This is a genomic window from Streptomyces sp. NBC_00440 (genome assembly GCF_036014215.1).
GTDB lineage: Bacteria > Actinomycetota > Actinomycetes > Streptomycetales > Streptomycetaceae > Streptomyces.
This window is the reverse complement of the sequence record NZ_CP107921.1, coordinates 8,254,857-8,278,432: the sequence shown is the minus strand read 5'-3', so window position 1 is coordinate 8,278,432 and position 23,576 is coordinate 8,254,857. Positions and strand designations below refer to the sequence as shown.

Sequence of the window (23,576 nt, the reverse complement as noted above, 5' to 3'; positions counted from 1 at the left end):
CTCACTCCTGCTTGCGGCTGACCGCTACCGCGGCGGGCCGCAGTTGGTGACCGGGTTCGCCGTAGCCGGGCCGCAGCACCTGGACGACGGTGCCCGCAGGCGCGTCTGGTTCAGCCACCACCGACACGACCTCGTGCTGCTCGGGGTGGAAGGGGACGCCGGTCTCCTCGTAGCGGGGGTAGCCGAGGTTTCGCAGCACCTCGACGGCCTGGTCGCGTACCGCCCGCACTCCGCCGACGATCGCGCCTGGGTCGTCGGCGCCCGCGTGGGCGAGGGCCAGCTCCAGGTTGTCGACGACCGGGAGGAACGCCGCGGCCACCTTGGCCCGCTCCGCCTCCCGCTCCCGTGGAAGCTCACGGGCGTAGCGCTTGCGGAGATTGTCGAGGTCTGCGAGGGCTCGTCGCCACCGGTCCTCCAGCTCTTCCACCTCGGGGCTACGGGGTGTAGGTGCCGCCTCCTGCTCCGCGGCTTCGGGGGCCCGCGGGGTCGTCTGTGGTGCGGGTGTCCGCTCGGGCGACGTCTGCTCGGACTCGGGCGGCGAGCGGTCCTCGGCGGGACGCGTCTGTTCCTGATCCGACATGTCGCCGCCTCAGCTCTTGTCGAAATCGGCGTCGATGACGTCGTCGTCGCCCCTCGGGGAGCCGCCCTCGGGACCCTGGCCGGGCGCTGCGCCCGTCTGGGCTTCACCCCCGGCTCCGCCCGGTCCAGCGGCGTGGGCGGCCAGCGCCGCATGGATCTGCTGGAGTTCGGAGGTCAGGCTCCGGGACCGTTCCGCCGGCGCCTCCTCCTTGACGGCGGTACGCGCTTCGTCGATGAGCAGTCGCGCCCGGGCGCGCTCGTGCTCCGGTGCGGCGTCGGCAAGGTCATCCAGTCGGCGCTCCACCTGGTACGCGGCGGCGTCGAGTTCGTTGCGGGCGTCGATGGCCTCGCGCAGGGCCAGGTCGCTGGTGCGGTGGCTCTCGGCCTCGTTGATCATCCGCTCGACCTCGGACGGGTCGAGGTTGGAGCCCTCACTGATGGTGATCGACTGCTCGGCGCCGGTGTCCTTGTCCTTGGCACTGACCTTGAGGATGCCGTTGGCGTCAATGTCGAAGGTGACCTCGATCTGGGTCTCCCCGCGCCGGGCCGGCCGCAGGTTCTCCAGCCGGAAGCGCCCCAGCACCCTGTTGTCGGCCGCCAGTTCGCGTTCGCCCTGGAGCACCACGATGTCCACGGCCGGCTGGTTGTCCTCAGCGGTCGAGAAGGTCTCAGACCGGCGAGCGGGGATGGTGGTGTTCCGATCGATGACCTTGGTCATCACGCCGCCGGCCGTCTCGACGCCCAGCGACAGCGGGGTGACATCCAGCAGCAGGACGTCCTTGACCTCGCCCTTGAGCACGCCGGCCTGGATGGCGGCGCCCAGCGCCACCACTTCGTCCGGGTTGACGCTCATGTTCGGGTCCTTGCCTCCGGTCATCCGGCGGACCAGGTTCTGCACGGCCGGGATGCGGGTCGAGCCGCCGACGAGGATGACCTCGTCGATGTCGTTGTCGGTGACCTTGGCGTCGCTCATCGCCGTCCTGACAGGTTCGAGGCAGCGCTCCACCAGGTCCGAGGTGATCTGCTCGAAGGTGGAGCGCCGGACCGTCTCGGTGAGATGCTTCGGCCCGGAGGCGTCCGCCGTGATGAACGGCAGGCTCACCTGGGTCTGGCTGACCGAACTCAGCTCGGTCTTCGCCTTCTCGGCCGCCTCGAACAACCGCTGCAGAGCCTGCGGGTCCTTACGCAGGTCGATGCCCTCGGCCTTCTGGAAGCCGTCCGCCAGGTGGTCCACCAGCCGGCGGTCGAAGTCGTCGCCCCCCAGATGGGAGTCGCCTGCAGTGGCGCGGACCTCCACCACGCCGTCACCGACGTCCAGCAGGCTGACGTCGAACGTGCCGCCGCCGAGGTCGAAGACCATGACCGTCTCGTGGCCCTTCTTGTCCAGCCCGTAGGCCAGCGCCGCGGCTGTCGGTTCGTTGATGATCCGCAGGACTTCGAGGTCGGCGATCTTCCCGGCGTCCTTGGTGGCCTGGCGCTGGGCGTCGTTGAAGTACGCCGGTACGGTGATGACCGCCTCGGTCACCTTCTCGCCGAGCGACTTCCCGGCGTCATCAGCCAGCTTGCGCAGCACCTGCGCGCTGATCTCCTCCGGCGCGTACTGTTTTCCGCTCACCTCGAAGCGGGCCACCCCGCCGGGCCCCTCGACCACGTCGAAGGAGACCGCCTTGGCCTCGTCGGAGATCTCGTCGTAGCGACGTCCGATGAACCGCTTCGCGGAGGTGATGGTGCCTTTGGGGTTGAGGATCGACTGCCGGCGCGCGAGCTGTCCCACCAGCCGCTGGCCGTCATCGGAGAAGGCGACCACCGACGGGGTCGTCCTGTCCCCCTCCGCATTCGGGACGACAGAGGGCTCACCGCTCTCCCAGACCGCGATGACCGAGTTGGTGGTACCGAGATCGATGCCTACTGCCTTCGCCATAAGAATCTCCTCCGTCGCGACGCGGGATCGACAGGCGCGCTGCCAGACGTACGGAGCCGGGGCATACCGCACCTGTCAACCAGCCTCACGCGGTACGCGGCGCGCTTCCTCGCCCCGGCAGGACCAATCCGCGCCGATGTTCCGGCCCTCGAAGACAGGGACGCGACACGGTTCGCAGGTGAGACCCCGTGCCGAGCGGCGTAACGTGAAACGCGGGAAGCCGCTGTCGAGCCGCGAATGGACCTGCGATGGACGCTGTTCCCTTTCCGACCGCCGGGCCCCTCCACCCCACCCCGCAGCCGGTGGCCGCGCGACAAGCACTGCTACGACTGATAACGGTCATGCTCAACGGTGAGGACGAGCGCGAGGTGCTGTGGGGGGCCATGGCGGCGATCGCCGCCACCGGCCCTTTCACCGCTGAAGCGGCCTACACCGTGCACGACGGTCTGGCGCGGCGCTGCCCCCCGCGCCAGACCGCTGCCCCCGCCGTCGCCCGGCAGGGGAAAACCGCGGCGCGGGAACCGGCGGTGGACCTCACCCGCGAAGCCCCAGCTGGAGCACCCGTCACCGACGTGGTGGCCGCCGAGCGGCTCGACCGGCGGATCGACGCTCTGAACGGCCGCAGCCGGCACCTGCACGAGCCGGATGCGCCGTGGGCACGAGCCATCGCTCTGCGATACCGGGATCACTGCCTCGGCTATCTCGTCGTCCGATCCCCGACCACACCCTCGGCCGAGGAGACCGCCCTGACCGACCTGCTCGCACAGCAGACCGGGATCGCCCTCGCGCGCCTCACCGGGCACCGGGCAGATCCGGCCCGCGTCGAGTCGGAGAGCACGCCGGGGACCGGAGACCTGCCAGAGACCGGGAACCTACCGGGGACCGAGGGCGGCCCACCCACCCCTGGACTCGGCACCACCGTCTCCGCCCTGGCCTCGCGGCTCGCCACCCAGGACGCGCTCTCCCGCGCCGCCGTCTCCGGAAGAGGCGCGCAGGCAATCCTGCAGGCCCTGCACGACCACACGGGATTCGCGGCCCTCACCGAGGACCGCTTCGGCAACACGCGGGCCCGTGCTGGTCCCCGCCAGGATGAACCCCGGACAAGACCAAACAGTGGACCACGCCCGCAGTCGGACACCCGGCGCCGGGACGCCCTGATACACGGAGCCCGACGCCTGCCCGGCACCGTCCGGGACCGGGACCGGCTGATCGTCCCCATCGAGATGGCCGGCGATCTGCTCGGCGTGGTCGCGCTGGTCGACCCGGACCGACGGGCGACGGAAACGGACACCTCGGCGCTCGAACAGGCCGCGCTGGTGCTGGCTCCCCAGCTCGCGCACGAGTGCAGGCTGGCCGAGCTGGAACCCCAACTGAGACGCGACCTGGTCAACCGGCTGATCTCAGGTGAGGCGACCAACGACGTCTTCACCCAGGCGGCAGCCCTGGGCCACGACCTGCACCGACCGCACAAGGTTGCCGTACTGGAATGGCCCGGCACGACCGGGACGGCCACACTCGGGGAGGCGGTGGTGCGAGCGGCCGGAAGGCTGCGCCGGGACGTGCTCGTCGGCTCTCGTGGCGAAACCACGGTCGTCCTGATGGCCGACGAGGACCGGCGTGATCCGGGAAACGAGCTGCACCGGGCCCTCTCGGACGAACTCGGCACCGGGGCCGGCACGATCGGGGTCGGCGGCCACTGCGACGCCTTCACCGATCTGCCCCACTCCTACGACGAGGCGGTACGCGCCCTCACCGTCCGCCGCCGATCCCAGGACCCGTACGGCAGCACCGGCTTCGAGGAACTGGGCCTGTGCCGCATGATGGGCACAGGCGACGGCGAACGGGAAGCCGACCGCTTCGTCGGCGAATGGCTGGGCCCACTGCTGGACTACGACGCCCGCCACCACACCGAACTGGTGACGACGCTCGCGCGCTATCTGGAGACCGGCGGCAGCTACGACACAACCTCGGAGAGGCTCCTCATCCACCGCAGCACCGTCCGTTACCGCCTCCAGCGCATCCGAGAGATCACCGGGCATGATCTCAGTGACGTCGAGACCCGCCTCAACCTGCACGTCGCCACCCGCATCCGCAACGTGCTCGACTCACCGCGATGAGTCGCGGGCGAGCAGGGGCTCTCCTTGGAGCCCGGCACCCGCGTGCCGGTGGTCCTCGTCGCCGACGGCAAGAGGCAACAGATTGCCGCGGAGAACCCGCACTTCGACCGCGCATGGCAGGACACGCTCCAGGGCCAGACCGGCAGTCTACTGAAGGACACTGACGGCGCGGGCGATCACGAGGAGTGAGGTCAGCAGAGCGGCGATGCTCTGAACACTCATCATGACCTTGCCGCGAGCCGACAGCGGCATGGTGTCGGTCGGACTGAACGCGGTCGAGTTCGTGACGGATACGTACAGGTAATCGACCAACGTGGGCATCCAGTCCGAGACGACGCTGGATCCGTCCGCGACTTCCTGGACCGCGCCGTCGTTCTCGTCCTGGGAGAAGCGGAAGTCGGCCAGCGGCAGCTCGCCGCGCGGTGTCTGGGTACGGGCAACGGGGCCGCCCCGGTCCAGTTCCCAGTAGGCCAGACCGAAGACGATGATGTTGGTGGCCCAGACCTGCAATGCGGCCACCAGCAGCGAACGCCCGTCCTTCACCCCCGCGTACACCAGTTCATGGATGAGCAGACCCAAGGCGAACAGATTGCTCGCGGCGATCACCAGGACGAGCGTCAGCGACAGAACGCGGAAGACCGGCGTCTGGCGGGTCAGACGCTTGGGATTGACCGCTACCAGCGGCACGAGCAACAACACTTCCAGCGCCGGCAGCAGATAGCGAGGCGCGATCAATAGGCGCTGCGGCAAGACCAAATACAGCACGATCGCGCTGAGCGTCGCGATGACACCGGGCAACCGCGCCTCGCCCCGGCGCCCGTGCCGAGGATGCCCGGTCCGGGCCTGGACGAGCCTGCCCGTCATTTCCTGCGCGCTCCCCTTCGTCGACCCAGTGGCCATCTACTGACGACCAGTCACAGAGATCTAACCACCCGCAGCACGACGGCCGGTGGACCACGATCCGTTTCCTCCACCGGGCCGTGCCGGCCCACCTCACAGCCGCGGCCGCCCCGTCCACCGACGCAGGGGGCGTCGATCGCGTCAGGGGGGCGGCAGCGCGCCGACGCGGCCCGGCAGGAGGTTCCGGCTACGCTCACACCCGTGACGTGGCTGCGGGCCTTCAAAGAGGTCGTGCGATCCGGACTCACGATCGAGGAGACACGGCTGGAGCCCCTGCTCGCACTGCGCACGGCGGCTGGGCTGGCGATCGCCATCGGGCTGGCACTCTGGCTGGTCTCCCCCGCCTTCGCGGCGTCCGCCGCCCTCGGCGCCTACTCCGCGGGCGGCGCCACCTTCCAGCGCACCTGGCGTCCACGCAAGGTGATCGCGCTCGGCACGGGTGTGGGCCTGGCGCTCAGCACCTTCGTGGGCTACCTGGCAGCGGGACGGCTCGTGACGTTCCTCCCGCTGCTGGCCGCATGGGCCTTCGCCGCCGGGATGGCGTGGGCCGTCGGGTCGACCGCCGGGATCGTCGCAGCGACGACCGTCGGCAGCATGCTCGTGACCATCACCCTGCCCACGAGCGCCGGGAGAGCCCTGGAGCACGCCGGGGTCATCGCACTCGGTGGCGTGGTGCAGGCCGTGCTGATCCTGCTGTTCCCGATCCGCCGTTGGGGGGCGCATCGTGACGCACTCGCCGACGCCCTGGCCTCCGTAGCGGACTACGCCCGCCGACTGCGTCACGACCCGACCGCCCGGTTCGACCCGGAGCCGTTGATGACGGCCCGGGACGCGGCCGCCGTGACGCCATCACAGGCCCGCACCCGTCCCCCCGTCCTCCACGGCCCCCGGGGACTGGCCGAGCGCATCCTCCCTGTCCTCGCCACCCTCGCCGACCCGGACGTCGGCGCCCCGGCACACGGACCCGGGCGGGACCGCGCCCGGGAGTTGCTCGACGCGACCGCCGACGTCCTGGATGCAGCCGCCCGCTCGATCCGCCTCGGCACTCCCGCCGAGGTGCAGGCGAACAGCACGGACGTCCTTCACCTCGACGAAGGGCAAAAAGTGCTGGAGGGGCCCGCACGGGAGGCAGCCGAGCATCTCGTGGAACTCATCGGGGAGGCATTGGAGATCGCCGGGAGTGGCGAAGCGCGCGAGCAGACGGCCACGACACCCGGCACCGCGGACGCCACCTTCCTGGTGCGCCCGACAAAGTTCCGTCTGCTCTCGGTCGCCGTCCGGTCAGTTCGCCGTGAACTCCGCTGGGAGTCTCCCGTGTTCCGGCACGCCGTTCGCCTGGCTGCTGTGGCCACGCTCGGCTATCTGATCGCCGCCCGGCTGCCCCTCGGCCACACCTACTGGGCCCCCATCGCCTCGGTCATGGTGATGCGGCCGGACTTCCACCGGACGTACACGCGTGCGGTGGCCCGTCTCGCCGGCGCTCTGGCGGGAGTGGCTCTCGCCACCGGAATGGTGCGGGTAGTGGGCCCGGACGCCCACGTGTTCGGCGTACTGATGGTGGTCTCAGCCGGCCTGTCGTACACGCTGATCCGTACCGGTTACGCCTACTCCCAGTGCTTCACCGCCGCGTACGCCGTCTTCCTGCTCGGTATGGGCGGCCAGGCATGGGAGCAGACGGTCCCTGAGCGGGTGGTGCTCACCCTGCTCGGTGGCGCCCTGGCCATGCTGGCGTATGTCGTGTTCCCCGCGTGGGAGACGCACCGCTTGCCGGGCAGGCTTGCCGACTGGATCGCCGCAAACGGCAGATACTCAGCCGCGGTGTTCCGCAACCACACCGAACCGACCCCGGAGCACCGCGCCGACATACGCAGGGCGCTGCTGGCCAGCAGGCAGGCAGGCGCCGCCTGGCAGGAGGCCTACGACCGGGCGAAGCAAGAACCGATCCGCCCCAGGGGTCTGACGTCGCGCGAGGCCGAGGAGGCGCAGGAAGCACTCAAGAGGTTCGGCCGGACGGCGACACTCATGGAGAACCATGTCCCGCCGGCCGACAGCCGTTCCGTCTCCGAGTCGGAGCGGTTCGCCGAGGCCCTGGAGGCAGACACCGCACAGGCGGCGGCCGACGTGCGCGAGCACAGGAATCCGGACTGGAGGCGCGTGGACGAGGCCCTCCAAGCGTGGAACGGCGCCGCCGCGGACCGGAGCCCTGTGGCACGTCGCGAGGCGAAGGTGCAGAAACGAGCACTGGAGGACCTCGCGACTGCCGTGAGCCGCACGCCCCTGGAGCAGGACGTCAGCTCCGCTCGGGAGGACCAGCGGGTGCGGGCGGCCATGGCTGCGGAAGGTGACAGTTCAGGGCCTGCGCATCGAGGCGGGTGACAGGCTTCTGCGCCGTGTCCTGCACATGCTCGCGCGGGCCGCCAGTGAAAAGAGCCCGGCCGGCGTCCACCAGTGGAAGCCGAAGGACGGCGCCGGCGAGGACAACGACAATGCCATCACGTTCGTTCAGGAGCCGACGAGTGCCTTGTGGACCTCACCGAGGAAGTCGTCGAGGTCCTTGGGGGTCCGGGAGGTGACCAGGGTGTAGCCGCCTTCGGAGTCGCTCACCACTGGTTCGTCCACCCACGTCTTGGCTCCCGCGTTGCGGATGTCCGTACGCAGAGAGGGATAGGAGGTGAGTGTCTTGTCCTTGAGGACGTCCGCTTCCACCAGGGCCCAGGGCCCGTGGCAGATGGCCGCGATGGGCCGGCCGGAGACCGCGAATGCCTTGACTATGTCGATGGCCTTGTCGTTCAGGCGGAGGTTGTCGGCGTTGAGGGTGCCGCCGGGGAGCAGCAGCAACTGGTGCGCGAGGGGGTCGACCGTCTCGAAGGTGGCGGAGGGCCGTACGGTCTCGCCGGTGTCCTTGTCCCCCACCAGGGTCTGGATGAGGTCCGGTGTGGCAGCGGCCACGGTCACGTCCGCGCCGTCCTCGCTCAGCCGCTTGAGCGGAACAAGCAGTTCGTCCTGCTCGACGCCGTAATTGGTGACGAGGACAAGAACACGGTGACCGTTGAGGGGTTCGTCAGCCATGATGCGCCTTTCTGTGACAGTTACCGACAGGATCGGGGCCTGGGGCGCCCCGACCTCAAAGTGGGCAGAGGAGAACTTCGGGAGATCGTGTCGGGCGGTCTCTCAGGGCAGTGGTGTCCCTCCGGTGGCGTTGACGAATTCCGCGGTGATGTAGCTCGCCTGTGGTGAGGCGAGGAAGACGTAAGCGGGGGCCAGTTCCGCTCGCTGGGCTGGACGTCCCAGCGGCGACTGCTTTCCGAAGGTGGCGGTGTCCGGAAGCGTGGCGGGGATGAGTGGGGTCCATACCGGCCCGGGAGCTACCGCGTTGACCCGGATCCCGTCAGCGGCCACCATCTGGGCGATTCCCTGGGTGAACGTGACGATGGCGCCTTTCGTCATCGCGTAGTCGAGAAGGTGCGGGCTGGGCTTGTACCCCTGCACAGACGCGGAGTTGATGATCGACCCGCCCTTGGGCATGTGCGCAATGCCATTTTCGACAGCCAGAACATGCCGTAGAGATTGGTGCGCATCACACGGTCGAACTGCTCCGTGGAGATCGCTTGGGTCCCATCCGGCTGAGGCATCTGATAAGCGGCGTTGTTCACCAGGATGTCGATGCGGCCGAACTCGGTGACAGCGCAGTCGATGAGTAGTCCGCACTGCTGTTCTTCCCGGATTTCGCAGGCCACCGGGACGGCCTTTCGCCCCGCGTCGGTGATGAGGCGCGACGTTTCCTTTGCGTCCTCCTCCTCGTCGGGGAGGAGGGCCAACAGGATGTCTGCGCCCTCCCGTGCGAACGCCAGGGCGACGGCCCGGGCCGATGCCCGAGTCGGCGCCGGTCACCAGAGCTTTCCGGCCTTCCAGCAGGCCGTGGCCCCGGTAGGAGTCCTCTCCATGGTCAGGCGGTGGGTCCATCGGCCCTGTCCACCCGAGGTGATCTTCATCCTGTTGCTCGAATTCCGGCTGCGGATGCTTGGTGACGGGATCCTGTGGGACTTCACTGTCGCCTGTCACGGAAACCCTCCAAAGACGGGGTGAGAAGAGTGAAGGGGAGCCTGCACGCACAGCTGACTCGGCGGTGTTTCGCCTTCGTCTGATCTTTGCGGGAAGAGGTAGTCAGTCCACCAGCGCTTCAGGGGGTGAGGACGGTTTTGATCATGCCGTCCTCTTTGGCTTGGAAGGTCTTGTAGGCCTGGGGGCCGTCTTCGAGGGGCAGAGTGTGGGTGGCGAAGTCGTCGACGCCGAGAACGTCTTCGTCGTCCAGGAGCGGCAGGATCTCGTCGACCCACCGCTTGACGTTCGCCTGGCCCATACGGAGCTGGATCTGCTTGTCGAACATGGTGAGCATCGGGACCGGGTCGACAGCGCCCCCGTAGACGCCGATGAGTGAGACGGTGCCGCCCCGGCGGACAGCGTCGACGGCCGTGTTGAACGCCGTCATGCTGTCCACTCCGGCACGGCCCATTACCTTTTCGCCGAGGCCGTCGGGCAGCAGGCCGACGAACTGCTGCGCGGCCTTGGTAACGGGAGCGCCGTGGGCTTCCATGCCGACGGCATCGATGACGGAATCGGTGCCGCGGCCTCCAGTGAGCCTGCGGATCTTCTCTCCGATGTCCTTGCCGTACTCGTTCAGGTCGAGTGTGTGCACGCCCCTGGAACGTGCCCGGGCCAGACGCTCAGGTACGAGGTCGACGCCGATGACCAGGCCCGCCCCTTGGTGCAGAGCGATACGGGTGGCCATATCGCCGATGGGTCCGAGTCCGAGCACGGTGACGCTGCCACCCCGGGGGATGTCTGCGTATGCGACGGACTGCCAGGCGGTGGGCAACACGTCGGACAGATACACGAACCGCTGGTCAGGGGGGCCGTGCGGCACTTTGACGGGGAGGGTGTTACCGAACGGCACCCGCAGGAGTTCCGCCTGGCCGCCAGGCACCTGGCCGTAAAGCTTGGAGAAGCCGAAGAGTGAAGCGCCCATCCCCCGGCCCTTGACCTGTGTGGTCTCGCACTGCGAGTGCAGGCCTTGCCCGCACATCCAGCACGTGCCGCACGAGACGTTGAAGGGAACGACGACGCGGTCCCCGACCGAAAGTGCTGTGACCTCCGGCCCGATCGCCTCCACGATGCCCATCGGCTCGTGGCCGAGGATGTCCCCGGGGTCGAGATAGGGGCCGAGCACCTCGTAAAGGTGCAGGTCCGACCCGCAAATACCCGTGGAGGTAACTCGCACGATCACGTCGGTCGGATCAGTGATCTGCGGATCAGGAACGGTATCCACCCGGACGTCGCGCTTGCCGTGCCAGGTCAAAGCCCTCATCATCGCTCCTTACTAATCGCTTCCCAACACTGAGTCCGCTGAAGCCGAGAGATATCGGCCTCATCCAGCTTCGTTCCCACCATGCGGCAGGCTGCGCGTCTTCGCAGGCTGCGCCATTCGGCCGTCCTCTTCTGCCGCAGTGCCGACCCCAGCCTCTGATTGCACCTGTCCCCACCCATCGGTCAGCTTGGCAGCGGTCCTCCGAGGTCCGTGACCGCGAACAGGGCCCCGGCCGGGTCACGGATGAAGGCATGGTGGTCCGTCCTGCCGGGCACCGGACTCAGGGAAGTCACCGTGCCGCCTGCCGAGCGTGCCGCCGCGGTCGTGATGGCGGGGTCGGGGACGCGGATATGCATGGTCCAGCGGGGCCGGATCTGCGGGCCGGAGGCATTCGACAGCTCCGTCCCTCACGGTGGCCACTGTTCGCGTGCCGTCGTGGACGAGGACGTGGTCGTCCTCCTAGGTCACGTCGCAGGCACCAGGTTCGCCGCTCGCCCAGCCCAGGATCTCGCCTGTAGAAGATGGCTGCGGTCGAAGGCGTCCGGCGTACGCAGCTCCAGGAGGGCGGGAGCTTCCCACGGGCCCGCCGTCCGCAAGAGCCACCGAGAACTCTTCGCCGAGACTTCCAGCGCGTGCCTTCGATGCTCTCGGCAGCAGTTCGCGGTCGAGGGCTTGGCAGACGTCGCGAGCCCGGGTCGATCACAGCCCACTGCTCGTCCGATAAGTCGCTTGGACACGGCGCGCGTTCACTCACCCGCCGCCCCAACAGACCACCGTCTGCGGACCGGTGGATTCCGCCCGTACTCACACCATCTGTGACGGCAAATCCAGCCGCACGAACCGCCCTCTGAAAGGTCAGTGGACGCCGATCAGGCGCGCATCGACGTCGAGATCGCTGCGATGGCCCTGGAGCAGGATCCGGACCCCGGAGGCCATGTGGCGCAAGGGCGCCGCGCGTACGGGGGCTGGGCTGGGCTGGGCTGGGCAAGGGCAGATCGACCGGCTCGTGGCCGTCCGAGTGACGTGGCAGCAGTTTGTGCGCAGAGAACTTGCCACTCAGGCTCATCGCCCTCATCAACGAGTCGGTGTTGCGGCGTCGCGCAGAAGCCGAGCTGCGGAAACTTACGCGTCCTCGCGAGGTAATCCTGCAGGCTCGTGCCGCACCCAACCACCATGGCCTATCTGCGGCATTTCCCTTCCCGAAACCCGCATAACGCTGGAGACGGCCTTTGCGCTGGCCACTGATGCAGGATTCCGCCGTTGACGGGTTTCTGGCCGCTGATTAAGGTCCGTGCCATGTCATCCCGAGCCCATGCAGGCATGATCGATGAGCTGGACCGCCGCGTCATCGCCGCGCTCCAGCTCAACGGCCGCGCCTCGTGGAATTCCGTTTCCCGCTGGGTGGGAGCCAGCGAGACCACCGCACAGCGGCGCTACCAGGTGCTGCGCGAGCGCAAGCTTGTTCATGTGGTCGGTGCGCTGGAGCTGGACCGTACCGAGAGTGGCTCGTCCATGCTGGTACGGGTGCATGCCAAGCCGGGTAAGGGGCTGGAACTCGCCGAACTGCTGGCCGCGTGCCCGGAGACGCGGTTCCTGGCGGTCGTCACCGGAACCGCCGATCTGATCGTCGATTTCGTTGCCGAGGACAACGAGCAGCTCATGCGGCTGCTCTTCACTGACCTGCCGGGCGCGCACCTGATCACCAGCACCGAATGTGTCGCCGTGATCCGCAACTTCACCTCGGCGGCCATGTGGGACACCGGCCTGCTGCCCCCTGAGGCCACTGCCGACCTGCGGTCGGCCACTTTCGCCCCGCCGTTCGACCGTGAGGACTGGGACCAGGCGCCACAGGCGCTGTCCCCTCTTGAGCGGGCCGTTGCCGGCGCTCTCGCCGAGGACGGCCGGACGCCGGTCAGTGCACTGGCGCGCAGGCTGGAGCGCAGTGAGTCCAGTGTTTCGCGGGCGCTGGAGAGGCTTGTGGAGCGTGGAGCCCTGCACTTCCGGACGTTGGTCGACCCTGCTCTTCTGGGGTATCAGGCGGAATTCATGGTGTGGCTGTCCGTCGAGCCGGACCGGCTCGACGCGGCGGGTCGCCAGCTCGCACGCCACCCGGGCACGAAGTTCCTGGCCGCGTCCACCGGTCGTTTCAACTTGGTCGGCCACATGGTGCTGCCCCGCCGTTCCGACCTGTTCCGCTACACCAGTGAGGTCATCGGCGCCCTGCCGGGCCTGAACGCCTCCGATGTCACCGTGCACCTGGCCACCGTCAAGGGTGCCTGGACCCGGCTGGATCAGTCCGGCTGAGTCCGTCGGCGGGACGAGCCAGCGCCCGGCTCCCGTACACGCGGCCTCGTCTGCGCAAAAGCCGCACATCTGCATACCTGCCGCCCGCCCATGAGCTGGGTGCGAGCGGCGAACTTCCCCCAGTCCCCGAGCTACTGGAGAGCACCATGCCCGCAACAGAGCCGGACACCGCGAGGCAGAGCTGGCGGTGGCCCGAAAGCGAGTGGCGCCGGCACGTCGAGGCCGTCCGTGCCGGGCGGCGGCTGCTGCCGGAGCGCTGGCCGGACGGCGCCCGGGTCGCGGTCGCCCTGTCCTTCGACTCCGACCACGAGACCATTCCGCTGCGGGACGGTCAGACCAGCCCGGGACTGCTCGCCCAGGGCGAGTACGGGGCGCGGGTCGGTGCACCGCGAATCCTGGAGTTGCTCTCCCGCTTCGGTGTCCCGGCGACGTTCTTCATGCCGGCCGTCTCGGCGCTGCTTCACCCCCACGAGGCCCGGGCCTACACGCGCGACGGTCATGAGATCGCGGTACACGGATGGATACACGAGCGCAACACCCTGCTCGGCGCCGAGGACGAGAAGGAGCTCGTGGGGCGGGCCCTGGACACCCTGACGGAGATCACGGGGCAACGCCCGGCTGGTATTCGCACTCCGTCCTGGGACTTCTCGGACTCGACCCTGCAAACCATTCTCGACCTCGGCTTCGCCTACGACTCGTCGCTGATGGCGGACGACGAGCCGTACGAGATCCTGGCCGCCGGACGGCCCACCGGGCTGGTCGAGATACCGGTCGACTGGATCCGCGACGACGCCCCGTATTTCACCATGGACCGCTACGGCGCGGTCCGCCCGCACAGCCGTCCCCGCGACGTGCTGGAGATCTGGACCGATGAGTTCAACGCCGCGTACCGGTCGGGTGGCGTCTTCCAGCTCACCCTTCATCCGCATGTCATCGGCCACCGCTCACGGCTGATCGTCCTGCGCGAGCTGCTGGACCACATCGCCGCGCACCCCGGCGTCTGGTTCGCGACCCACGCGGAGCTGGCCGAGGCCGTCCGCACCGCGACTCCTTCCTTCGAGTTCCCGGAGCACACGCCATGAGTACCGAGTCCCCCGCGGTCCCGGCCGTGAGCGCCACGCACAAGCTGTCCGGCAAGCAGCGCAAGGCGATCGTCGCCGGCACGATCGGTAACACCGTGGAGTGGGTCGACTGGGCCCTCTACTCCATCTTCGCCAAGATCATCGCCGATGAGTTCTTTCCCTCCGGCAATGGTGCGGTCGCTCTCCTGTCCACCCTGGCTGTCTTCGCCGTCGGCTTCGTCATGCGGCCCGTGGGCGCGGCCGTGCTCGGCGTGTACGCCGACCGGCACGGCCGCAAGAAGGGCATGACCCTGACGGTCGCGCTCATGGCGGGTGCCGCCTTCGTCATCGCCCTGGCCCCCAACTACGACTCGATCGGGGTGCTTTCCCCTCTGGTACTGCTGGTGGCCCGGCTGGTCCAGGGATTCTCCGCCGGCGGCGAGTTCGGCTCCTCCTCGGCGTTCCTGGTGGAGTCCGCCGCCGTCGGCCGCCGCGCGTTCGCCGGATCGTGGCAGCAGGTGTCGGTCGCCGGCGGAGCGCTGATCGCCTCACTTCTGGGGACGATCACCACCTCCGTCCTCAGCGACGCCGCCCTGCACGCGTGGGGCTGGCGCATCGCCTTCGTCGCCGGCGGACTGCTCGGACTGGTCGGTCTGTGGCTGCGGGTCTCGGTGGAGGACTCCGAGTCCTTCACCCGGGCCCGGGGAGCGGGACGTACACGCTCCAACCCGCTCAAGGTGATGTTCGTCGAACACCCCGGTGCCGCGCTGCGCGTCGCGGGCATCACCATCGCCGGCACCCTGACGTACTACATCTGGGTCAACTACCTTCCCACGTACGCCAACCTCACCACGGGTATCCCGCTGAGCCGCGCGCTGCTGTCCCAGACGCTCTGCCTGGTCGTCTTCATCGTCCTGCTGCCGTTCGCCGGCCTGCTCTCCGACCGCCTCGGCCGTAAGCCGACCATGGCGGTCTTCGCGGGCGGGTTCACGGTGCTGGCCTGGCCGTTGCTGCATCTGCTGGGCGACAGCTTCCTCAGCCTGTTCCTGGTGCAGCTGGCCGGCATGCTGCTGATCCTCGGCTACTCCGCGAACTGCGCGGTGATCATGGCCGAGCAGTTCCCCGCGGAGATCCGGGCCACCGGCATCGCCCTGCCCTACGCGCTGGCCGTCACCCTCTTCGGCGGCACCGCGCCCTACCTCACCACCTGGATGCACGAGAGCGGTCACAGCGACCTTCTATGGCTGTACGTCTCCGGGGCGTCGCTCATCTCGTTCCTCGTCTACGTGACGATGCCCGAGACCAAGAACAAGGAGTTCCGCTGATGCACGTCCTGATCACCGGCGCGGCCGGAGGGATCGGCCGGGCGATCGCCGAGGAGTTCGCCGCAGCCGGCGCCGTCCTCACCCTCGCCGACCGCCACCCGAAGGCCCTGGAGCGCATCGCCGCACACGTCGGTGGCAAAGGCCCCACCGGCCCAGCAGGCACGCTCGCCGTCGACCTGACCGGCCCCCGGGCCCCGGAGGACCTCGTCCAGCGGGCCTGGGCGGCGCGGGGGCCGGTCGACGTCCTGGTCAACGCGGCCGGGGTCTATCCCTCCCTCGACATGGCCGAAGTCTCGGCCGCGGAGTGGGACCGGCTCTTCGCCGTCAATCTGCGCGCCCCGGTCCTGGCCACCGCCGCGTTCGCCCGGCTGGCCCGCGAGCACGGCCGGGGCGGCGCGGTGGTCAACATCTCCTCGGGCTCGGCGCTGCGGGCCCGTCCCGGCGGCGGCCCCTACGCCAGCTCCAAGGCCGCGCTGGAGATGGCCACCCGGGCCGCCGCCCTCGAACTGGGCGCGCACGGTATCCGCGTCAACGCCGTCAGCCCCGGATTCGTCCCGGTCGACAGCTCCTGCAACCCGGTCTCCGAGGAGTACGCCGCCGCGATTGGCGCCAACCCGCTCGGCCGGGCGGGCACCCCTCAGGACATCGCCCGCGCGGTCCACTGGATCGCCGGCCCGGACGCCTCCTGGATCACCGGCGAAACCCTGCGCGTCGACGGAGGATCCTCCACCGGCGCCCTCCACCTGCCCCGGATCTGGCCACCGCAGGGCACGGACGCCTCCGATGGCAGCCCGCACTCCCCCACCACCGCACCACCGGCCCAGGCCACGAAAGGAAACCCCGCATGAGCAGCGGCAGTTACACGGTCGTCGGAGCCGGAGCCATCGGCGGCACCCTGGCCTTCGCCCTGGCCCGCGCGGGCCATCGCGTCCAGCTCATCGATACCGACCTCGCGCACGTGGCGGCGATCCGCGACCGGGGGCTCACCGTCGCCCGGGGTGAGGACCGCGAGAACGTACAGGTGGAAGCGGCGACACCCGACGCGTTCGACGGCACCGTCCACCACGTACTGCTCGCCGTCAAAGCACAGGCCACCGGTGCCGCTCTCGACTGGATCGCCCCCCGGCTGGCCCCGGACGGCTGGGTCGTCTCGTTCCAGAACGGCTTCAACGAGGAGCTGATAGCGGACCGGATCGGACCGCGACGCACCGTCGCCGCCTTTGTCAACATCTTCGCCGACGTCATCGAACCCGGGGTGATCCTCGACGGCGGCGCCGGAGCCCTGGTGGTCGGTGAGCGTCACAGCGCCCCCGTCTCCGACCGGGTCCGTGCGCTCGTCACCGACCTGCAGTGCTGGGGGCCGGCGGTGGCCAGCGACAACGTCGAGGGATACCTGTGGGCCAAGGCGGGGTTCGGCGCAATGCTGGCCGCCACGGCCCTGGCCGACGCACCCATGGCCGAACTGATCCACCGCCACCCACCCACCATGCACGCGGTGGCCGCCGAGGTCTTCGACGTGGCTCGGGCCCAGGGGGTGAAGCTGGAGGCGTTCGACGCCTTCGAGCCCGACGCGTTCCGGCGGGGTGCCGAACCCTCCGTGCGCCGTGCCGCCACCAGGCGTCTCACCGCCTGGCTCGCCACGCAAGCCAAGGACCGCAGCGGCATCTGGCGTGACCTGGCAGTACGCCGTCGTCCGGTCGAGGTGACCACGCACTACGCAGAGGTCTTCACGCAAGCCGAGCGCCACGCCGTGGGCACACCGGTGCTGCGAGCCGTCATCGACGGACTGCGCGAACTGGAACACGACCCGGACCTGATGGCGGAGACCCGGCTCGACGCACTCGACCGCCTGGCAGGCACACCGCCGACCCAGCTGCCCGAGGGATCTGCCGGATCTGCCGGGGCAGAGGGCTCGCACGGTGGCTGCGCCCGCCCCGACCCGCAGACAGCGGCCGCCGTCGCGACGTGGCTGGACTCGCACCGGGAGGACATGGTCGACGACCTGGCCGCCTACACCTCCCAAGGCAGTGCCAGTGACGACCGGCAGGCGCTCGACGCCTGTCTGACGTGGGTGCGCGGCTGGCTCGACGACACCCTGGGCGCCCCGGAGACCGAAGAGATACTGGAACGCGAGCGGACGGGCGACATCCTGATCCGCCGCTACCCGGGCACCGGGAGCCGGCCGGTTCTCCTGCTGGGCCACTACGACACGGTCTGGCCCACCGGCACCCTGGACGACTGGCCGTTCAGGCGCGAGGGCGACCGGATCACCGGCCCCGGCGTCTTCGACATGAAGGCAGGACTCGTCCAAGCCGTATGGGGCCTGCGAGCGCTGGACGCGCTCGGTCTGCCCCGCCCAACCTGCACGCTCATGCTCAACGGCGACGAAGAGACCGGCAGCCTCACCTCCAGCGAGGCCATCGTCGCGGAGGCCCGGCGCAGCCGCGCCGCCCTCGTCTTCGAAGCCGCGGCCGACGGCGCCGTCAAGACGGCACGAAAGGGAGTCGGCCTGTTCACCCTCACCGTCACCGGCCAGGAGGCGCACGCCGGCCTCGACCCGGAAGCCGGAGCCAGCGCGGTCGAAGAAATGGCCCATCAGATTCTTCAACTGACCTGCCTGCGCGACCCGGAGGCCGGCACCTCACTCAACGTCGGCGTCATCGAGGGCGGCACCCGCAGCAACGTAACGGCCGGAAAGGCCACCGCCCGCCTGGACATCCGGGTAGCCACCAGCGCTGAACAGGACCGGATCGGCGTGGCTCTGGCCGCACTGCGGCCGGTGAATGCACGCACGTCCATCGAGGTGACCGGTGGATGGAACCGACCCGTCTTCGAACGCACTGAAGGAGTCGCGGAGCTGGCGACGGTGGCACGCACCTGTGCGGCGTCGCTCGGCTGGGACCTGCGCGAGGCCGCGGTCGGCGGTGCCAGCGACGGGAACTTCGTCGTGGCGGCCGGTATCCCCGTGCTGGACGGCATCGGCGCGGTCGGCTCCGGAGCACATGCCCGGTCCGAGAACACCTCGATCACCGGCATGGTGGAGCGCGCAGCACTCACAGCACTGGTACTCACCGCCCTGCCCGAGGGCTGAACAGGCGTGTGACCGGGCCGGACCGGTCCCCGGCAGCCGTGCCCGCGTGCGCCTGTCGGTCGCACGAGACGCAGTGGAACTTCTCCTGGGTGGACCGGTTCTCCGTTGCGACGTGCCCGCATTCGGGGCAGGTCCGGGAGGTGTTGCGGGGGTCCACGGCGATCACTTCCCGTCCGGCGCTTTCAGCCTTGGCGTGCAGGATCGTCAGGAACACCGCCCACCCGGCATCGTTGATCGAGTGGTTGAGTCCGGCCTTCGCGGCGCCCCGTTGGGCAGGAAGCTGCCTGGCTGGGCGGGGTCGGGCTTCGGGGCCGGGGCCGGGGCCTTGACCATGTTGCGGATCTTGAGGTCTTCGTGCGCGAACGCCCGATGTGATTACCGCACTCGTCGCCGAGGTTGGCCCGTTGTGGCATGAACGACACCAGGCCGTCCTGACCGCGCGGCCCAGGCGGCGAGCCGTGGGCGCCGGGGCAAAGTACAAACTGGTTCTCGTCGACCGCCTGTTGGCGACCCTCGTCCACCTCCACCACGGCGCAACCCCCGATGTTCAGGCCTGCTGGTTCGGCGTCGACCGCTCCACCATCACGCGCGCAAACAGCGAAGTACGCCCCCTGCTGGCCCAGCGGGGCTGCACCGTCACCCCTGATATCCGACTTGGCTCGCTCGCCGAGGTCATCGAACCTCTCGGAGCGAACGGCCCGACTGGGATCATTGACGGCACCGAGATCCGGGGCCGACGCCCCGCCACCGGGCGCAAGGACCGGGAGAAGTTCATCTCCGGCAAGAACAAGCAGAACGCCGTCAAATACATGGTCGTCACAGACGCCGAGGGGCGACTGCCGTTCTGCAGCCCGGCCGAGCCCGCCAGTTGCGCGGACATCACGCATGCCCGGAAGTTGGGCTTGGTCAAGCTACTGGCAGAGGGGCCTGCCGTGGAGATCCTGGCCGATGCCGGCTACCAGGGATTCGGCGCCCAGACGGGCGGGCGCGTGGTGACACCGCCGCACCGAAAATTCAAGAAGAACCCGCCCGAGTGGTACGAGGAAATGCACGAACGCCAGCGCAAGGCCCGCTCCTCACGCCGCATTCGCGTCCAGCACGGCATCGGGCGGCACCTCAAGAACTGGCGGGCCCTCGCCCACCACCACGGCCGCCGCGAGCACATGAGTGACATCATCCAAGCCGTCGCCGGACTGCTCTCCCACCAGCAGACCGCCACCATCGCCAGCAGTGTGCGAATGTGAACACGAGGGCCAAACCTCGGCACTCGACGCGCCACCGCCAAACCATGCACGAACTCGTTAGCGGGCCGCATCGGCTCCCGCCTGCCCCGTCCCCCGTCACCCCCGCCACCCCGAACGGGTGGCGTACCCGCGAGAAAATGCCGTCTTCGTACCTGCACGCAGGAATGAGGTTCTTGCGCGCGGGCATGAGGTGCTTGCGAGTCAGATTGCCGGGCACGGTCGTGCCAGTCACAACGACGATGAGCGCATGCGTCGAAGGAGGAACTGTCTATGACACAGGGCGAACCGACCACCAAGAATCCAGACAAAGGCTATGTAGCGCTTCTTGGCTGGAGCCTCAATGCGGTGGAAGCCCTCGATCGGTTCGACCGGCGATACGTCGTCGTGGCTCCCGAATGGGCCGAAGAGTACTGCGCCGAACACGACATCCCCTATTTGCAGTGGAATTTCGAACGGCTCAACGACCGCTCCATGAAGATTGCCGAGACTCTTCAGAACGAAGGTGTCGACGTCGCGATCCCGCTGTACGAGGAAACAGTTGAATGGGCAGGGGCAATCAACTCCGTTCTGCTGGGCAACCCGCGTTTGTACGGTCAGGCCATGCTGCTGCGGGACAAGGCGCTGATGAAACGCCGCGCGCAACTCGGCGGCATCCGGGTCGGCATATTCGAGGAAGCCCACGACCGGGACGACGTGACCCGCTTCCTCAAGCGCGTCAATCAGACCCTACTCAAGCTGGACGGTGACCCGAACGACCCGATCCATCTCAAGGCATTCGACAAGGCAGGATGCCTGGGGCACCGTGTCATCCGCACCCCTGACGAGGTCGACACGATTCCGGAAGAGGAATTCCCGGTTCTCATGGAATCCCACCTCGACGGCTGGGAGTTCGCGGTCGAAGCCTGGATACACAACGGGAAGATCAAGTTCCTGAATATCTCCGAATACGTCACGCTGGGGTATTCGGTATTCGTGCCCGCAACTCCACAACTGGAACAGTACCGACCACAGATCACGGCGCAGATCGAGAAGCTCATCAAGACGTTTGACATCGAGTTCGGATTCGTGCACCCAGAGTATTTTGTCACCAGTGACGGCGAGATGTACTTCGGCGAGGTCGCCTACCGGCCGCCGGGCTTCAAGGTGTTCGAGCTGCTGGAGCGGGCATACGGGTTCAACGCATACCACGGGCTGGTGCTGGCCTTCGACCCGAAGACGACCGAGGAGGAGGTCGACGCTTTCTTCCCACGCGAGGTCGTCGACGCGTCGGGGGTCGCCGGCTGCTTCGGTGTCTATCCGCGCCGCCGCGTCGTCAGCGACCTGGTGATCCCGGAAGAGACCGAGGACGACGACTACTACGAGTCGCACGACCTCTCGACGCCGCTCGAGGAGACTGTCACCAAGAGGACCGCGTTCGGCACCCACTGGGGCCTGCTGTACTTCTTCGGTGATGACCCCTACCGGATGCGCGACCTGTTGAAGAAGCAGGAAGAGCTCGACTTCTACGTCTGACGACCCCGTGGACGCAGGAGACCAACCCAAGGGAAACCCTTTGAAACCGACCGACGATGTCAGCTGTGAGGCCACGACACTGGACAAGCGCGTGTCCTCACTCGACGACGCCATCCAGGCCATGGCCGAAACCCGCGACTTCGGCAAACACACGAAGCTGCGGCGAGTCCTGGAAGCACTGCGGCGGGTGCTCATGCAGCCGGACGGCATCGCGGCGGTCCAAGCCAGAGCGCAGGCCCTTGAGGAAGCCGGGCTTTTCCAGGAGACCGACTGGGCGTCACCGGAGATCCTTATCCCGTCGCTGGCCGGCCCGGGCCTGCACAGCGCAGACGCGGACACCGTCGTCATAGAGGCGACCAGCGAGCTGCGGATGCTCGCCGTCGCCCGCGGCGACTTCGCGCACCCGACGTTGCCTGCCGAAGACGCCCGCCAGTTCCTGTCCCAGGTACTGGCAACCAACCTGGAGCTGCTGTTCACTCCGCCCACCGAGGCGGAGCGAACCCAGCAGGGCCGGACCGCACAGCTCATCCGGGACCTGTTCCGCCACCTCGCCGACGAGATCGGTTACGACAGCGTCCTGGACAACCTGGTCGACGAGATCTGGCGGATCCTGCGCCAGCGTCCGATCCAGGTCGAGGCAGTACAGTCCCTGATCACCCGGATCGCGATCTACCGCAACGACCCGGACATCGCACTTGGCGTGTCCTCGGGGCAGGGCATCGACCGGCTCATCACGAGCCTTTTCGGGACCACCGAAGCGTGCCGGGAGGACCCGGGCATCGCCGTATTCCGGTCCCGGCTCGAGGCGATGGACGCCGGCGGCCTGCAGTACGAGGCGACAGGGTTCGCGCGGGCGATGCACGACACGGGCCTGGTGTCGCCCTACCACGCGGAACTGCTCCGGTTCCTCCTGCGCGAGGGCGACTACCTCCTCGGGGAGGCGCTCGGCCTGTCCGACACCGGCCGGAACTGCCTGCTGCGCTACAGCCAACTCGTGCACCGGCTGATCGAAATGGCCATACACCCGCAAACCGCGCAAAGCCTCTACGGGCTGGCACTGCTGCTCGACCGCGGCATCCTCTACGAGCCGCCGGTGGTGCCCGCGCTGTGGCGCCAGTTGGCGCTCGATCTCGCCCCGGTCGCGCAGGAGCGGTTGACGACCGTTTTCGGCGAGGCGCCGGGGCCGCAGGCGCGGCTGGTCGCGGGAGTGCTCTCGATGCTGGGCCAGCCGCTCGGCGTCGGCCAGGGCGACAACCCCACCTGCCAGTCAGCCCGCGCGCTGTCGATGTGGGCCTACAACGACCCGGACTACCTGCTGCAAGTAGTGGCCTGGGCGGCCCGCGACGACGAGATCCTCATGCACTTCGAGGGCCAGCCAATCTCATCGAAGGACAGCGCGACCGGAGTCGCGACCACGCTGCCGATGGACCTAGACCCCGTGTCACTGCTCGTGGTGCCCCACTTGGACCGGATCTACGCCGAGATGGGGCGGCGCTGCGCCGCACGGCCAGGAGACCCGCACCGCTGGGTCAACCCGGAGTTTCACGGCTGGTGGACGGCCCGTGGGTTCCACATCAACGTCGACGTCGCGACCGGAAACCTGATCGACCTGGACGAGTTCCTGCGGCAGTTCCACGCCAGCTACCACCCCTCCTACAACGGCGAGCAGCCGCTGATCCATCCACAGCCGGCCGGCATCGCCGTCACCGACAGCGCGGGCCGCTACGTCGGCTGGCACGCGATCACGATCCTGCGGGCCGCGCCGGACCCACAGGACATCATGCGGGTGTATTTCTTCAACCCGAACAACGACAGCGGCCAGGACTGGGGCGACGGCGTCATCGTCTCCACCGCGGGCAACGGCGAGCGGTTCGGCGAGGCCTCACTACCGTTCGACCAGTTCGCCTCGCGGCTCTATATCTTCCACGCCGACCCGCTCGAACACGGCGAACCAGAGCGGGTGCCCGCGGTGGACGTCGCGCGGATCATCAACTACATCGAGCGCAGTTGGGGCACCGACCGGCTACCCGCAGGGTCACTGCAAGCCGTCGCGAGGCCCACGAGCCTGTGAGCCCAGCACCCCAGATGCAGACCCTTAGCCTCGCGCTTTCGTGAAGCAGCTGTCCGGTAGGTGATCGGCAAGCAGAAATTGCCTCT

Annotated in this window: 16 protein-coding genes and 2 pseudogenes; 11 read left to right on the top strand and 7 right to left on the bottom strand. The window is 68.6% G+C overall.

From position 1 onward, the window contains the following. Position 1: 1 nt before the first annotated feature. Both OHB13_RS36695 and dnaK read right to left on the bottom strand, forming a co-directional pair. Positions 2-580, bottom strand: coding sequence for a nucleotide exchange factor GrpE (locus OHB13_RS36695; protein WP_328380087.1), 579 nt, complete (start codon positions 578-580; stop codon positions 2-4). Positions 581-589: 9 nt separating this feature from the next. Then, the gene (dnaK, locus tag OHB13_RS36690) at positions 590-2,500 is read right to left on the bottom strand and encodes a molecular chaperone DnaK (protein WP_328380086.1); all 1,911 of its coding nucleotides are present in this window, start codon (positions 2,498-2,500) and stop codon (positions 590-592) included. 248 nt (positions 2,501-2,748) lie between these two features. Between dnaK and OHB13_RS36685 the strand changes: the two genes are divergently transcribed. Together OHB13_RS36685 and OHB13_RS36680 are read left to right on the top strand one after the other, a co-directional pair. Then, positions 2,749-4,617 (top strand): helix-turn-helix domain-containing protein, encoded by a 1,869-nt coding sequence (locus tag OHB13_RS36685; protein ID WP_328380085.1) that lies wholly within the window; start codon positions 2,749-2,751, stop codon positions 4,615-4,617. A gap of 24 nt (positions 4,618-4,641) precedes the next feature. After that, positions 4,642-4,806 (top strand): hypothetical protein, encoded by a 165-nt coding sequence (locus tag OHB13_RS36680; RefSeq protein ID WP_328380084.1) that lies wholly within the window; start codon positions 4,642-4,644, stop codon positions 4,804-4,806. Here the strand turns inward: OHB13_RS36680 and OHB13_RS36675 are convergent. Continuing rightward, positions 4,765-5,481: a hypothetical protein gene (locus OHB13_RS36675; protein ID WP_328380083.1), complete on the bottom strand. Its 717-nt coding sequence runs from the start codon at positions 5,479-5,481 to the stop codon at positions 4,765-4,767. The two genes, OHB13_RS36680 and OHB13_RS36675, sit on opposite strands and share 42 nt — an antisense overlap. 237 nt (positions 5,482-5,718) lie before the next feature. Here OHB13_RS36675 and OHB13_RS36670 point away from each other — a divergent pair, with 237 nt between their 5' ends. Beyond that, a complete protein-coding gene (locus tag OHB13_RS36670; protein ID WP_328380082.1) occupies positions 5,719-7,893 on the top strand; it encodes an FUSC family protein in 2,175 nt (724 codons plus the stop codon). Between the two features lie 126 nt (positions 7,894-8,019). Here the strand turns inward: OHB13_RS36670 and OHB13_RS36665 are convergent, their stop codons facing one another. From OHB13_RS36665 to OHB13_RS36655, 3 genes and pseudogenes are all read right to left on the bottom strand, one after another. Beyond that, positions 8,020-8,586 (bottom strand): type 1 glutamine amidotransferase domain-containing protein, encoded by a 567-nt coding sequence (locus OHB13_RS36665; RefSeq protein ID WP_328380081.1) that lies wholly within the window; start codon positions 8,584-8,586, stop codon positions 8,020-8,022. Positions 8,587-8,688: 102 nt separating this feature from the next. Then, positions 8,689-9,480, bottom strand: a pseudogene (locus tag OHB13_RS36660) (SDR family oxidoreductase). Between the two features lie 217 nt (positions 9,481-9,697). After that, positions 9,698-10,882, bottom strand: a complete 1,185-nt coding sequence (locus tag OHB13_RS36655; protein ID WP_266862316.1) for a zinc-dependent alcohol dehydrogenase — start codon at positions 10,880-10,882, stop codon at positions 9,698-9,700. Between the two features lie 1,320 nt (positions 10,883-12,202). Here OHB13_RS36655 and OHB13_RS36650 point away from each other — a divergent pair. The 5 genes from OHB13_RS36650 (at position 12,203) to OHB13_RS36630 (ending at position 18,663) form a co-directional block, all read left to right on the top strand. After that, positions 12,203-13,186: an Lrp/AsnC family transcriptional regulator gene (locus OHB13_RS36650; protein WP_328380484.1), complete on the top strand. Its 984-nt coding sequence runs from the start codon at positions 12,203-12,205 to the stop codon at positions 13,184-13,186. A 146-nt stretch (positions 13,187-13,332) separates the two neighbouring features. After that, on the top strand, positions 13,333-14,268 hold the full coding sequence (locus OHB13_RS36645) for a polysaccharide deacetylase family protein (protein ID WP_328380080.1): 936 nt from the start codon (positions 13,333-13,335) through the stop codon (positions 14,266-14,268). Beyond that, the gene (locus OHB13_RS36640; RefSeq protein WP_328380079.1) at positions 14,265-15,572 is read left to right on the top strand and encodes an MFS transporter; all 1,308 of its coding nucleotides are present in this window, start codon (positions 14,265-14,267) and stop codon (positions 15,570-15,572) included. The genes OHB13_RS36645 and OHB13_RS36640 overlap by 4 nt, the downstream gene beginning before the upstream one ends. Beyond that, the gene (locus tag OHB13_RS36635; RefSeq protein WP_328380483.1) at positions 15,569-16,420 is read left to right on the top strand and encodes an SDR family NAD(P)-dependent oxidoreductase; all 852 of its coding nucleotides are present in this window, start codon (positions 15,569-15,571) and stop codon (positions 16,418-16,420) included. The genes OHB13_RS36640 and OHB13_RS36635 overlap by 4 nt, the downstream gene beginning before the upstream one ends. After that, a complete protein-coding gene (locus OHB13_RS36630) occupies positions 16,417-18,663 on the top strand; it encodes a 2-dehydropantoate 2-reductase (protein ID WP_328380078.1) in 2,247 nt (748 codons plus the stop codon). Before OHB13_RS36635 ends, OHB13_RS36630 begins: the two co-directional genes overlap by 4 nt. On the opposite strand, the pseudogene OHB13_RS36625 reads toward OHB13_RS36630, so the two are convergent. Beyond that, positions 18,641-19,035: pseudogene (locus OHB13_RS36625) on the bottom strand (zinc ribbon domain-containing protein); the annotation flags it as partial. The gene OHB13_RS36630 and the pseudogene OHB13_RS36625 sit on opposite strands and share 23 nt — an antisense overlap. On the opposite strand from OHB13_RS36625, the gene OHB13_RS36620 reads away from it, so the two are divergent. The 3 genes from OHB13_RS36620 (at position 19,035) to OHB13_RS36610 (ending at position 23,490) form a co-directional block, all read left to right on the top strand. Then, positions 19,035-19,907: a transposase family protein gene (locus OHB13_RS36620; protein WP_328380077.1), complete on the top strand. Its 873-nt coding sequence runs from the start codon at positions 19,035-19,037 to the stop codon at positions 19,905-19,907. The pseudogene OHB13_RS36625 and the gene OHB13_RS36620 sit on opposite strands and share 1 nt — an antisense overlap. Before the next feature lie 270 nt (positions 19,908-20,177). Next, the gene (locus OHB13_RS36615; RefSeq protein ID WP_266862304.1) at positions 20,178-21,419 is read left to right on the top strand and encodes an ATP-grasp domain-containing protein; all 1,242 of its coding nucleotides are present in this window, start codon (positions 20,178-20,180) and stop codon (positions 21,417-21,419) included. Between the two features lie 40 nt (positions 21,420-21,459). After that, a complete protein-coding gene (locus OHB13_RS36610) occupies positions 21,460-23,490 on the top strand; it encodes a hypothetical protein (protein WP_328380076.1) in 2,031 nt (676 codons plus the stop codon). The last annotated feature ends 86 nt before the right edge of the window (positions 23,491-23,576 follow it).